The sequence below is a fragment of the Xenorhabdus kozodoii genome, assembly GCF_002632875.1.
GTDB classification, from domain to species: Bacteria; Pseudomonadota; Gammaproteobacteria; order Enterobacterales; family Enterobacteriaceae; genus Xenorhabdus; species Xenorhabdus kozodoii.
The window spans coordinates 26,859-40,080 of sequence record NZ_NJCX01000021.1; the positions used below are offsets into that span (position 1 = coordinate 26,859).

Annotated in this window: 9 protein-coding genes and 2 pseudogenes; 5 read left to right on the forward strand and 6 right to left on the reverse strand. The window is 43.4% G+C overall.

Going from position 1 to position 13,222, the window contains the following annotated elements:
* Window positions 1-549 precede the first annotated feature (549 nt).
* On the forward strand, window positions 550-870 hold the full coding sequence (gene trxA, locus Xkoz_RS14145; protein ID WP_099142779.1) for a thioredoxin: 321 nt from the start codon (window positions 550-552) through the stop codon (window positions 868-870).
* 429 nt (window positions 871-1,299) lie between these two features.
* On the opposite strand, the gene Xkoz_RS14150 is transcribed toward trxA, so the two are convergent.
* Window positions 1,300-2,529 (reverse strand): Cmx/CmrA family chloramphenicol efflux MFS transporter, encoded by a 1,230-nt coding sequence (locus Xkoz_RS14150; protein ID WP_099142780.1) that lies wholly within the window; start codon window positions 2,527-2,529, stop codon window positions 1,300-1,302.
* Between the two features lie 84 nt (window positions 2,530-2,613).
* On the reverse strand, window positions 2,614-3,111 hold the full coding sequence (locus tag Xkoz_RS14155; protein ID WP_099142781.1) for a DUF2938 domain-containing protein: 498 nt from the start codon (window positions 3,109-3,111) through the stop codon (window positions 2,614-2,616).
* 134 nt (window positions 3,112-3,245) lie between these two features.
* On the opposite strand from Xkoz_RS14155, the gene Xkoz_RS14160 reads away from it, so the two are divergent.
* The 3 genes and pseudogenes from Xkoz_RS14160 (at window position 3,246) to Xkoz_RS14170 (ending at window position 6,783) form a co-directional block, all read left to right on the forward strand.
* On the forward strand, window positions 3,246-3,887 hold the full coding sequence (locus Xkoz_RS14160) for an ArsR/SmtB family transcription factor (RefSeq protein ID WP_099142782.1): 642 nt from the start codon (window positions 3,246-3,248) through the stop codon (window positions 3,885-3,887).
* A gap of 38 nt (window positions 3,888-3,925) precedes the next feature.
* A pseudogene (locus Xkoz_RS14165) lies at window positions 3,926-5,299 on the forward strand (PTS transporter subunit EIIC); the annotation flags it as partial.
* A gap of 83 nt (window positions 5,300-5,382) precedes the next feature.
* The gene (locus Xkoz_RS14170; protein WP_099142784.1) at window positions 5,383-6,783 is read left to right on the forward strand and encodes a glycoside hydrolase family 1 protein; all 1,401 of its coding nucleotides are present in this window, start codon (window positions 5,383-5,385) and stop codon (window positions 6,781-6,783) included.
* Between the two features lie 99 nt (window positions 6,784-6,882).
* Here the strand turns inward: Xkoz_RS14170 and mog are convergent, their stop codons facing one another.
* From mog to tal, 4 genes and pseudogenes are all read right to left on the reverse strand, one after another.
* Complete coding sequence (gene mog / locus Xkoz_RS14175) at window positions 6,883-7,458, reverse strand: molybdopterin adenylyltransferase (RefSeq protein ID WP_099142785.1); 576 nt, start codon at window positions 7,456-7,458, stop codon at window positions 6,883-6,885.
* Window positions 7,459-7,769: 311 nt separating this feature from the next.
* The gene (locus tag Xkoz_RS14180) at window positions 7,770-10,022 is read right to left on the reverse strand and encodes a TonB-dependent receptor domain-containing protein (protein WP_099142786.1); all 2,253 of its coding nucleotides are present in this window, start codon (window positions 10,020-10,022) and stop codon (window positions 7,770-7,772) included.
* Between the two features lie 961 nt (window positions 10,023-10,983).
* A pseudogene (locus tag Xkoz_RS20875) lies at window positions 10,984-11,186 on the reverse strand (protein rep); the annotation flags it as partial.
* A 127-nt stretch (window positions 11,187-11,313) separates the two neighbouring features.
* Entirely contained in the window at window positions 11,314-12,267 is a 954-nt protein-coding gene (gene tal / locus Xkoz_RS14195; protein ID WP_099142787.1) for a transaldolase, read from the reverse strand.
* Window positions 12,268-12,445: 178 nt separating this feature from the next.
* Between tal and yaaA the strand changes: the two genes are divergently transcribed.
* On the forward strand, window positions 12,446-13,222 hold the full coding sequence (yaaA, locus tag Xkoz_RS14200; protein ID WP_099142788.1) for a peroxide stress protein YaaA: 777 nt from the start codon (window positions 12,446-12,448) through the stop codon (window positions 13,220-13,222).

Consider the following 13,222-nt stretch of genomic DNA (forward strand, 5'->3'; position numbering starts at 1 on the left):
ATTCTTGTTATGTGAAATATACCAGTCGCCTTTCAAGATGCGTCTTATATCTCCCCGCGCAGCGGGGAGATATAAGCACTCTCGTTGGTTTGCAAACGGCAACTTGAAGTTAGATTGATATATAGGGATTCTGTCCATTTCACCTGAATTGATGTGATTTATTTTAAGGATTTTAATCACTGACTGTTATTAATGGATAGCCTATGCCCATCGCCTTTCAAGATGCGCCTGATATTTCCCCGCGCAGCGGGGAAATATCAACACTCACATTGTCTTGCTGGCTGCAACTTGATGTTGGATTGGTATATGCCAGTCTCCATTGATAGGTTACGCCTATCTTTCTGATAGGAAAAGATCTGTTGATCTAGCTATAATGTTCAATATAATAATTGAATAAAGGGTGTCGAGTATGCTGCGTTAGCGGTTACCTTACATGGATTCATAAAATGAATGTTCCAATACTAAAGTCAGCAAATAGACATGCGCATACCCCACATTTCATTGATGAGCTGTATTTTAGTCACTTAAAAATTTTACTGAGGATCCAATATGAGTACATTAATTGAGTTAACTGAAGATAATTTTGATCGTGTCGTCGGGACGAAAGGGATCTGTGTTGTTAGATTCTGGGCGCCATGGTGTGGCCCGTGCCGTGCAGTCGCACCAACATTTAACCAGTTATCAATCGATATGAAAGAGAGTGCCACTTTCGGGGAAATCAATATTGATGATGCCCATAATGTCGCCATGAAATATGGCATTCGCAGCATACCAACGACATTAGTATATAAAGATGGTCAGCCTGTCGATTCTCTTGTTGGCGTCGCTTCATTATCACAATTTAAGAATATGGTTTCTCAAAATTTGTAGTTCAGGTTGAGTGAAATGTGAGGGTTTGAGGAGCCGGCCTTACCTGACAGTCCAAACCAATATCATCATTTGCTTTTAATCGATAAAACAAAGGTAACTCCATTTAATACTGTTCTTCATCAATTAAATTTCACATTTCTGCCAAAATTAAAGATTTTCTGGCTAATAAAATAAGCTAAAACGTCATTATGCCAGTATATAAATACTGGCTTTTATCATTGAATAACAGAAATCGCTAAGTGAGTTAGAAAATCACTCCCTAGAACTCCCCTTGAAAAGAAAGGGTTTACTTGACGAACGATCAAAGGATATCGGTTGTAAAATTGACAATCAGGGTATGAGTCAATTAAACCTAATATTGCTTATACCCGTCGTCTTTCAAGTTGCCGCTTTGTTGGCTGCGCTCATTCACCCCAGTCACAGAGTTATCTATGCTCCTGGGGGTTCATTCCCTTGCCGCCGCGCTGCATCTTGAAATCCATAGGGTATATTATGAAAATAGGCATCAAGCAGGATTGGAATAAGGGCGACTATTGCCAATAGTGCTCCAACCCAACCCACAGAAGGTAATCCATAGCCTGCGTTTATCGCTAATCCACCCAATAAGGGAGCTAATGTAATCCCAAGTTGGAAAGCAGACACATTGGTTGCCCCGGCTAGCGTTGGAGCATCTGCGGCGATCGTGTAAACCCTATTCATCACCGCAGGGTTAACAACAAAGCCAAACATACCAAGTAGAAATACCAAACAAATTGTCGCTATCAAATGTTCTGCCCAAAAAGCCAATGCAAAAGAGATAACAATTACGCCAAATGTCCCAATAACCAGCGTCTTGAATGGGTATCTATCCGCTGTCCTCCCACCAATAGTTAACCCGATAAAAGCCCCAATACCAAAAAGGGAGAGGGCGGCAGGAAGCCAAGTAACAGCTAATTGACTCGTATCAATAAGCAATGCGCCTAAATAGCCAAATGTCGCCATGTAAGCTGCCGTTGTCAATATGGTTGTACCATAGGCAATCCACAGTTTAGGTTGAACCATGACTTTTAATTCAGTATGTAATGTCAACTCCTGATTCTTACTTTGCATGTCAGGTAACATGAACCACAAAGCAAATGCTGTAATCGAAGTTGCTACTGCAACGGCCCAAAAACCGGCACGCCACCCAGCGATATCACTGATCAGGGTTCCCAACGGCCCTCCGACAACCATTGCCAAACTTAATCCACTTACCACGATGGATAATGCCCTGCCAGTACGATCCTGAGTCACTAAATTGACGGCTGTCGTTGCAGCAACCGCCCAAAATCCAGCGTAAGCTACACCGCTTATAATACGTGCAACCAAAAATGACCAATAGTCCGGTACAAGCATCCCAATCGCAGTGGCTGCAACAAATAATGCCTGACTTACCAACAAAGTTGCACGTTTAGGCCAGCGCAGGGTTGCCACAGCCAGCGGTGGCGCCCCCAACAAAACACCAATGGCAAAGGCTGAAATCAACATGCCTGCTGATGGTAAAGAAACCTGTAAGTCTTCGGCAATCTTCGGTAACACGCCCGAAATTAAAAATTCAGAGCTTCCCATTGCAAACAGACTTAAACCAAGGAGATAGACGGCCATAGGGATACTTGACTGAGTAACATTTGAGATAGACATAGTGAATTCCAGAGTTGTTGGCTAAAAAATGTCTATGCCGTCGATAAATAATATAAATTTATCGACGGTTATTCAGTCATGAGATCAAGAAAATAATGTTAAGAATAACGCCGCCAAATACAAACCCACACCATAAGAAGTATGCGCCATCAGGCTTCTTAATCTGGCGGTAGTGGGAGCCGGTGTTTTAGATGCGGCAAAGCCCATTCCCATACCAGGCTGCATAATGAAGAAAGGGGCAACTAAGGTAACGATACCGATAATTAAAGCCGGCAGAAAAGTTGGGTTTTTTGCCCAATCTAATCCGCAAATAAGTAACAGCAAACCCGCAAAAATAATCCCAATCAAATAGTGAGCAAACCAACCCATCCCAGTTTCACCTTTCACTGGTTCAGCTTGTAGAATGGTTGTATGAATAAATTTCCCCTTGGGAATGTGTCCAATCCAGCGCCCTACCATGCTATAGTTCAGGGAAGGAATGCCGAAACAGCGTTTCACAAAAACCGCCCAAAGATCCATAACAACGGTTGCGCCAGCACCAATTAATACAGAATAAACAATCAACTCCAATCCTTCATTCATCTGTTGCGATCCTCCGAATTGTGGCTATCTATCATGGTTAATCAATTAGCGGGTACTCGAAATAGCGAAAAAACTTTGATACCATAATAATCAATTAATTTATTGAATATAATAACTCTGGAAGTGGAAAGTCAATGTTTGATAAACAAATTCTTGTCGAGATCGCGGAAATTGCTAAAGTGTTGGGAAATATCCACCGATTGATACTGCTTGAATGCCTGATCGATACCGAACAATCCGTGGAAAATTTGTCGGCGCTTTCCGGCTTGTCGATTGCCAATACTTCCCAACATCTCCAGCATCTTAAACGTGCCGGGTTGCTCCAGTCTCGCAAATCGGGCAAGCATGTGCTTTACCGCCGGAGCGAAGGGCCGATTATGGACATTCTCTCTGCACTCCAGCAATATACCGAATTCAACCGCAAAGAAATGCGTAGGCTGATCGATGACTCAAGTAGTCAGGAAGCCATTTCATGGGAAGAGCTGCTGGAGCGGATCAAAGCAAAAAGTATGACCTTGCTTGATGTCAGGCCAAAAGAAGAGTTTGAGCAGGGCCACTTACCCAATGCTATTAATATTCCGGTTGATGAACTGGAACACCGATTGGATGAATTGGCATCCAACCAGGAATTGATCGCCTATTGCCGTGGCCCTTATTGTGTCCTTTCTGCCAATGCTCTCGCGTTGCTTCATGCCAAAGGAATTCAAGCCCGTCGGTTTAAAAAAGGCTTTTCGGGTTGGAAAGAGGCCGGCATGCGCATCGAAACGGACTCTTGATTTGAAAACATAAACAGTGTGGAAAACGCGGGGGTGGCATGAACTACCAGATACTATCTCAAGACATTATTGCAGGTGTTGGTGGTAAAGGAAATATTGCCAGTCTTGTTCACTGTGCGACCCGGCTGCGTTTTAAGCTAAAGGATCGTACCCTTGCCGATATTGAACAACTCAAATCTCATCCTAATATCATTACGGTTGTTGAAAGTGGGGGGCAATTTCAGGTTGTGATTGGTCAGCAAGTCAAAGAGGTCTATCAGGCCATTCAACAAATATCGACACCTCCCGATGAACCACCCCCAATGACAAATCCTACTGGTAAACGGGATAACGTATTTAACCATTTTATCGATATCATTTCGGGTATCTTTACCCCATTTTTAGGGGTGATGGCCGCTTCGGGGATCTTAAAAGGCTTACTTGCTGTTGCTATTGCATTTCATTGGCTGACGCCGGCGAGCGGTACTTATCGTATCTGGTATGCAGCCAGTGACTCGCTGTTTTATTTTTTCCCTTTATTACTGGGCTATACCGCAGGTAAAAAATTCGGGGGCAATCCCTTTATTACAATGGGGATAGGTGGGGCGTTGGTACATCCCATGATCATTTCTGCTTTCGAAGCGTCAATGACGGCTGGCAGTACAACGGAATATTTTATGGGGGTCCCGCTCGTATTTTTGAATTATAGCGCTTCTGTGATCCCCATTATTTTTGCCTCCTGGATAAGCTGCAAGATAGAAAAAAAGCTGGATGCACACCTGCCTGCCACCATCAAAGCCTTTGTTACCCCTCTTGTCTGTTTGATGTTAATTGCTCCACTCGTATTTATTGTGATTGGGCCAATAGCAACATGGCTAAGCCATTCATTGGCCTATGGTTATCAAGCCGCATATGGCTTTGCTCCGGCTCTGGCAGGCGCAATTATAGGCGCGATTTGGCAAATTTGTGTCATTTTTGGTCTGCATTGGGGATTAGTGCCCATTATGTTAAACAACTTAACGGTTGTGGGGCATGATACGTTAATCCCTCTGCTATTGCCTGCCGTCGTGGGGCAAACGGGCGCCACACTGGGTGTTTTCCTGCGTACCCGTGATGCAAAATTAAAAATGCTATCCGGTTCTGCGGTCACCGCCAGTATATTTGGCATCACTGAACCCGCAGTTTATGGTGTTACCCTGCCTTACCGTCGACCGTTTATCTTTGGCTGTATTGCTGGTGCGATTGGCGGCGCTGTGGTGGGTTATTACCAAAGTGCTGTCTACTCAATGGGGTTGGGCAATATTTTTACTTTCACCCAAATGATCCCACCATCAGGGATCGATAATACCGTATGGGGGGCAATGATTGGCACGCTGTTGGCATTTATCATTGCGACCCTTTTAACGTGGATGTTTGGTTTGCCTGCTGTTACCAAACTGTCTACAGAAGACAACACCGATAAAAACCCACCTGAATTCCCACAGAAGTCTTAAGTGTCTAATGAAAGGAGATTTGCATGAAACAGTTTCCAGCGCATTTTCTATGGGGAGGTGCGATTGCCGCTAATCAAGTTGAAGGCGCTTATTTGACGGATGGAAAAGGTCTCTCTACTTCAGATGTTTTGCCGCAGGGGATCATTGGCCCTGTTGTTGAGCGTGATCCTTTGGATGAAACGCGATATCTCAAAGACATTGCCATCGATTTTTATCACCGTTACCCCGAAGATATCGCCTTGTTTGCAGAAATGGGATTTAAATGCTTACGCACCTCGATTGCCTGGAGCCGAATTTTTCCTCATGGAGATGAAAAGCAACCCAATGAAGCGGGACTGGCATTTTATGACCGGTTGTTTGACGAAATGGCGAAATACGGCATCCAGCCTTTGGTTACGCTATCTCATTATGAAATGCCGTGGATGTTGGTCAAAAAGTATGGCGGGTGGGGGGATCGCAGGCTGATCGTCTTTTTTGAACATTATGCGCGCACGGTATTTACCCGCTACCAGAGTAAAGTGAAGTTATGGCTGACATTTAACGAAATCAATATGTCGCTGCACGAACCGCTGACCGGTGTCGGGTTGCCAAGAAACAGCAGTCAATCAGCGATTTATCAAGCTATTCACCATCAATTGGTTGCCAGCGCCAGAGTGGTGAAATTGTGCCGGGATATCATTCTTGATGCCCGGATTGGAAATATGTTGCTTGGCGGTTTGATGTATCCATTAACCTGCAAACCAGAAGATGTTCTGGCAACGCTTCAACAAAATCAAAAATGGTTATTTTTTGGCGATGTCCAAAGCCGCGGGAATTATCCGGGCTATATGTTGCGTTATTTTCGCGAAAATGGCATTGAGCTCATCATGACAGAGCAGGATAGGCATGATCTGAAAAATACGGTTGATTTTATCTCATTTAGTTATTACTTGAGTGGTTGTACGACAGCGGATGAAGCGGAATATCAGAAACAGCAAGGCAATATCCTGCGAATGGTGGCTAACCCTCATTTACCGAGTTCAGAGTGGGGTTGGCAGATAGATCCCCTTGGTTTACGTACTATATTGAATGGGTTGTGGGATCGCTATCAGAAGCCTTTGTTCATTGTGGAGAATGGGTTGGGGGCGAAAGATGTACCAGAAGCGGATGGCAGTATTCGGGATGATTACCGTATTCAATACCTCAAAGACCACCTGATCCAAGTCAGGGAAGCGATCGACGATGGCGTGGATGTGATGGGGTACACCAGTTGGGGGCCGATTGATTTGGTCAGTGCTTCAAAAGGTGAGATAACCAAACGCTACGGTTATATCTATGTTGACCAGAATGAACAGGGAACAGGTACATTAGAGAGGCGCCGTAAGAAGAGTTTTTATTGGTATAAGCAGGTGATTGAAACTCATGGCGGTAGCTTGGGTGAATAGTGTTGTTTCTGATCCATCAAGGTGCTGGGTTTGTCCGGAACCTTGATGGCATTCATTAAGGTTATCCATCAATGATAGCAATAAGCAGTATGCGGATGGTTAACGACGTGCACTTTTCGGCCTGAATGCGGTGACAACGCTTTCATTCGTTTCCACATAAGGGCCATCCAGCAATTGGATGCAGTAGGGAACACTGGCAAAAATTCCTGCGACTAACACTTTGCCACTTTCGTCTTTTAACCCTTCCAGTGTTTCTGCGATCGCTTTTGGTTGTCCGGGAAGGTTCAGGATCAGGGCTTGATTGCGGATCACGCCGACTTGTCGGGATAAAATTGCTGTTGGTACAAATTGAAGGCTGATTTGGCGCATCTGTTCCCCAAATCCTGGCATTTCACGATCCGCAATTGCCAGCGTTGCATCCGGCGTGACATCGCGACGTGCTGGCCCTGTTCCCCCAGTGGTGAGTACCAGATGGCAGCCTAATTCATCGACCAATTCACACAATGTTTGTTCAATCAGGATTTGCTCATCAGGGATCAGGCGGGTTTCTACGCTAAAAGGTGTGGTAATCGTTTTTTTCAGCCATGTTTCCAGTGCGGGCAGCCCCTTATCCTGATAAACACCAGTGGAAGCGCGATCAGAAACAGACACGAGGCCAATGCGCAATATATTCATATAAACCTCAATTACTTTATGAAAAATAATAAAATTTGTTGGCTGCAACTTGAAATTTATTGGGGATAAGTTATAGCGGAGTCGATGGTAGCACGGCTGCAACGTCGTTGCAGCTCCTGCTATTCATCTGCATGATATTGTATATTTCATCGTCCACATCCATCCCCAATCAACCTTTTCACTGGCGGGTTGGCTATCGCTTTCATCATAGCCTGAGGAACTCACCGATTTTATTTTTTTAACAAAAACGGTGATTATACCTCAGGCTCTTTCTTAAGCAGAGTTCGGGTTATTTCATCAACTTTATGTGATCAAAAAGTCGCTGTTAGACCTAACCTGAATGTACGGCCAGGAGAAGGAATATAACCCACATTAATTGGCTGTATATAATATCTGTCAAAAACATTATCTACAGTAAAATCGGCTATTATATTTTTGCTGATAATTAATGAGCTTCTAAGATCAACAATGGTTGCGGGTTTATAGTCAACCGGTGCTAACAATGGCGCAGAACCTCGTGCAACCCCAGCGGTTGGTATTGCTCTTTTATCAAAGTAAGATATTCGTCCACCAATAGACAGTTTGTTGTTAAAGAACCCCTGATTGACATCGAGTGAGTAGCTTTTTTTAGGTGGAATGTGGTTTGTTGCATAGTCAGAGGGAAGATTCTCATTAACACATCCCATTTCTTTTTTACAAAACTCAATATTTATATAGTAATTTGCGGATGCTTTGACTGTAAAATCCTTAATCTTATAGCTGGTTTCCAGTTCAATCCCTTCAAATTTTGCTTTATTGATATTATCAATATGCATTGAAAATTTATTCCATTGCCAGCTACGACTAATATAATTATCAATATTGGAGTTAAAATAACCGATGCCCAGTTTTAACTCATCATCTGCTAGTAAGTTTTCAAAGCCAAACGAAGATCCTATTTCAATATTTTTCATCGTTTCATGCTGTAGATTATTATCAGCTTTCATGAAAAAGCCATTTGTCCCTTCAACTAATGAAGGAAATCTTGGGCTTTGCGAATAGCGGCTATACAGCATGATTTGCTTTATTGGCCTATATTCAACCCCGAAACTGTATCCATAAGCTGTGGCATCTTTAGGTATTGATGGGGTATCACCTGTATCTTTTAATGAATAACCTTTATGCTCAAGAGAGGATAATAAATTAATTTGATCGGTTAATTCATATTTTCCATTAACAAAAATACGGTATTCTTGTCTTGTTCCTTCTCGCTGGTGAGGGTTCTGGGACCAAAAACCTTTGGCGGGTCCCGTTTTTTCGGTAAGATAACTCCCGCCCAGAAGGACACTTGTTGGCCTATGATATATATCAAATTCTAAGTTATTAGAAAGATTCACTCCCCATGTGTCAGATTTCTTTTCATCACCTAATGTATTTTGGGATGTTTTAGGTCTGTCTTTTAAATTTAAATGCCACAGAGAAACGTTAAAATCAATCAATGGATTGCTTGATTTCCAATCATAACCCAGTTTATATCTTGCCAAACGAACATAAGCATTGGGTCCTTGTGAAACAGAAACCGTTGTTCCTTTATCTATCGTTGTTGTATCTGCAACATAGGTCTCACCAAAGGTACTGTCATATAGACTGTAAACAGCACTAACCCGGTGCTCATCATTAATCCATGCGCTGGCTTTTAACAAATAAGAATTTGTATTTTCTGAGGTATTAGGTACTGCTGCACCTTTAGGATAAATGGTATAACCCGCATCTTGGACAGTATTGGTTGTGACGGGGCAAGGCGCTATCTCGTCATTATCATCATAATATTCATCAGGGCATAAATAGCCGGGTAACTTATCATTAGTTGCACCAAATCCTTTTTTTCCTGAATGATAATTCCCCCTGATGCGCTTTGATATCCCAGCTAAAAGCTCTAAATTTTCATCTGCATAAGCAATCACCATACTTCTGGTATTGTTTTTTCCATTAAATAGGTTTTCTTTTATTGGCGACGGTTCATCATTCCATGTGTAGTTATTATAGTTTGAATGGTTGCTCAAAATACTGCCTTTTAGGCGTATACCAAAATTCTCCCCTGGAATTAATATATCAGCGGGAGTAATGGTTTTCATATTTACAGTCCCCCCAATCCCGGTCATACCAGAACCGCCATAAAATCCTTTTTTTATACCGACTTCACCGATGAAATCGGGATCAATATAAGTCCGATTAGATACCCCTTGATAGCCGCGATATAAGGCTGTCTGATTGATCGTATCATCCACGCTCGTCGCAATTCTTCCCTGGCCTTGTAAACCTCGAATATTGACATCGATTGCGCCTGATGATCGAGATTCACCCGATAGAACGCCCGATGTACTTTTAAATATATCAGCAGGGTTAATGATTATTTGTTTATTTAATTCCTGGCTATTGAGTAAAATTTCATTACTCTTCTTTAAATCTAATGAAGAATGAACATAGATAGTATCGTTTGAATGATCGGGAGTTAATTCATTAGCAGCGAAAGAGTAAAGTGGGCTGACTGCAAAAAGAGTGATAAAAAAGTGTGGGTTATTCATAAAATGACTAAAATTGTTGATAATAATAACTATTATCATTATGCATTAATAAAGTTCTTTGAACAACTTATCTTTAGGTTTTTTCATAAGGAGCGAAGCGTCACGATGATCCCGTTGTGCTCGTGAGTGGTTACCTGTGGCAGCTAACAGCAGGGCTGCTATGTATGTATCCACGGGGCGAGCGCGGAGCCAAAAGGCAAGCGTATAGACCTCCCAAAATGTAATAAGCCGCCACAATCACGCATACGATCCGCATATGCCTCATACTCGGCCACTTGCAAATAAATCCCGCCGACATCATCTGATTGGCTTTTTTGTATGTCCCTGGGCGCAGCCCTGACCCAATGTTTTATAGCAACGACTGCGTGTAGGCGGTGCTACAAAACACATCTGGTCCCGAATTTGACCTTAAACTTTCTGAAATTTATTCCCAACTCCACAGTCATCCTGACTGACCAGAGTATCCCAGTCTGATGCATTTCTAGGTTTTTGTTTTGTCATGCGTCCCCTTATATACCAATCTAACTTCAAGTTGCAATTTACAACACTATATGAAACCTGATTTCTCCCCGCGAAGCGGGGAGAAATCACACGCATCTTGAAGTTAGATTGGTATATACTTTATCACCTTTTTTACCTATTGTTTAAATTGCTTTATAAATTTATTTATTAAAAAACATTCTATCTTTTTTTTAATTTAATCCAGATAAACGATATTCCATTTAAATTATTCAAGTTAAAATTAATTGGCTTAGTTTAAATTTCCAAAATTTATTTTTTTCGCAACCGACAACGGTTCAATCCCCGTCTTATCAAAATACTAACAATTTTAATAAGACGGGCTATCTGTATCACACGTCATCAATTACGTCTTTTACCGTCTCGTTCTGGCGAGCGACGATAACGGCGCTCATTGACTTTCCAACCGAATGCCAACCGCGAGCCATCAGCAGGGTTAATGTTTCCCTAAATTTTCAATAGAACGGTTACGCACTGTCAGTGTCAGGAACATCCAGTGGGAATCAGGATAATCTGCCACAATACGGGCAGTGATGGATAAAAACGGGCTTGCCACATAAGCGATCGCCTCCACTGACAGACAGGACAATGCCGAACACAGCAGAAATGCGCCTCATGAAGCCTCAGGCGCGTTTCTCCAGTATCTGCCCAATAAAGGGGAGGATCAAATCGGCCTGATGGCGAGGCAAAAAACAAACCCCATTAATTTGAATGGGGTTTGTCTGTGGTTTAAGTCGCCTTTGGGCAAGAAAAAATGGCCTATCGCTTGGGGTTACAGCAGATCAGCGATCATGCTCTCAAGTTTGCCTTGGTCTATGGCAAACTTACGGATCCCTTCCGCCAGTTTTTCAGTTGCCATGGCGTCCTGGTGGTGGTTCCAGTAGAACTCGGCTTCCGTCATTGGGGCTGGGCGCTGTTTGATTTCGCCTTCATAACCCAGTTTGCGCTCGACTTCACCTTCTGCTTCTGACAGCTCTTTCAGCAGTGCAGGGGAAATGGTCAGACGATCACAACCCGCCAGTTCCAGAATTTCACCCGCGTTACGGAAACTTGCCCCCATAACCACCGTGTGATAACCGTGCTCTTTGTAGTATTGATAAATCTCAGCCACAGAAATCACACCGGGATCTTCATGTGGGGCGAATGCTTTCTGGTCACCGTTTGCTTTGTACCAGTCAAGGATACGACCCACAAATGGCGAAATCAGGTAAACCCCGGCTTCTGCGCAAGCACGTGCCTGGGCGAAGGAGAACAGCAGAGTCAGGTTACAGTTGATGCCTTCTTTTTCCAGTTGTTCCGCTGCCCGGATGCCTTGCCAGGTGGAAGCCAGTTTGATCAGAATGCGATCGTTGCTGATACCCGCTTCGTTATACAGTGTGATCAGGCGTTTTGCTTTCGCTACGCTCGCTTCGGTGTCATAAGACAGGCGAGCATCAACCTCAGTGGAGATACGGCCAGGGATCAGTTTCAGAATTTCCAGACCAATGTTGACCGCCAATTTATCGCCGGCATCAATCACTTGCTGTTCACGGGAGTCGCTTTGACCACGCGCCCATTCAATGGCTTCATCAATCAGTTGGCGATATTCTGGGATCTGAGCTGCATTTAAAATCAGGGAAGGGTTAGTGGTCGCATCTTGCGGCTGGTACAGTTTCATTGCCGCGATATCCCCGGTATCTGCTACGACTGTTGTCAGATTACGCAGGGAAGTCAGTTTATCGGTCATGTTTAATATCTCATCGTTATACGTAAAATCGTTGGCAACGTTGCCTCGCCGCCTCGCCATCCGGTGATAATAACATGGTCAAGCGCGGCTGTAAGGTAGGAAAATTCTATCACTGAGATTCTCCTCTTTTTGCCTTTTTTGCTAAAGTGAGGGAAGTCTGGATTATTAGGAAAAAATGATGCTTATTATTATTTCACCGGCAAAAACACTCGATTATGCAAGCCCACTCGCCACAGAAAAGTTTAGCCAACCGCTGTTATTAAACAAATCTCAACAACTGATCGAGATTTGCCGAACCTTAACCCCCGCGCAAATCGGCAGTTTGATGGGGATCAGTGATAAGTTGGCGGGGTTAAATGCCGCTCGTTTTGGTGAGTGGCAACCAAATTTCACGCCAGAAAATGCGCGTCAGGCGATTTTGGCATTTAAAGGCGATGTTTATACCGGTATGCAGGCTGAAACGTTCACTGCTGGCGATTTTGAATTTGCCCAAACACATTTAAGAATTTTATCGGGTCTGTATGGGGTGTTGCGTCCTCTCGATCTGATGCAGCCTTATCGTTTGGAAATGGGCATTAAACTGGGAAATCCACGCGGTAAAGATCTGTATCAGTTTTGGGGTGATTGCATTACGGAAAACTTGAATGCCGCACTGGAACAGCAAGGTGATGACGTTCTGCTCAATCTGGCATCCGATGAGTATTTCAAATCAGTCAATACCAAAAAACTGGCCGCCAAGATGATCAAACCTGTTTTTCTGGACGAAAAAAATGGCAAATACAAGGTCATTAGTTTCTATGCCAAAAAGGCGCGTGGCTTGATGAGCCGTTTTATTATTCAGAACCAACTGACCGATCCCGCGCGGCTGGTGGAGTTTAATTTGGAAGGATACGCTTTTGATAGATCGCTCTCTAAAGGGGATGAATTAGTATTTAAGCGTTCTCTGGCAATGTGA

Excerpts from the sequence above, each read along its gene's own strand:
- Xkoz_RS14160 (WP_099142782.1), top strand. The coding sequence starts at position 3,246 with ATGTTTGATAAACAAATTCTTGTCGAGATCGCGGAAATTGCTAAAGTG.
- trxA (WP_099142779.1), top strand. The coding sequence starts at position 550 with ATGAGTACATTAATTGAGTTAACTGAAGATAATTTTGATCGTGTCGTC.
- Xkoz_RS14155 (WP_099142781.1), bottom strand. The coding sequence starts at position 3,111 with ATGAATGAAGGATTGGAGTTGATTGTTTATTCTGTATTAATTGGTGCT.
- Xkoz_RS14170 (WP_099142784.1), top strand. The coding sequence starts at position 5,383 with ATGAAACAGTTTCCAGCGCATTTTCTATGGGGAGGTGCGATTGCCGCT.
- mog (WP_099142785.1), bottom strand. The coding sequence starts at position 7,458 with ATGAATATATTGCGCATTGGCCTCGTGTCTGTTTCTGATCGCGCTTCC.
- yaaA (WP_099142788.1), top strand. The coding sequence starts at position 12,446 with ATGCTTATTATTATTTCACCGGCAAAAACACTCGATTATGCAAGCCCA.
- Xkoz_RS14150 (WP_099142780.1), bottom strand. The coding sequence starts at position 2,529 with ATGTCTATCTCAAATGTTACTCAGTCAAGTATCCCTATGGCCGTCTAT.
- Xkoz_RS14180 (WP_099142786.1), bottom strand. The coding sequence starts at position 10,022 with ATGAATAACCCACACTTTTTTATCACTCTTTTTGCAGTCAGCCCACTT.
- tal (WP_099142787.1), bottom strand. The coding sequence starts at position 12,267 with ATGACCGATAAACTGACTTCCCTGCGTAATCTGACAACAGTCGTAGCA.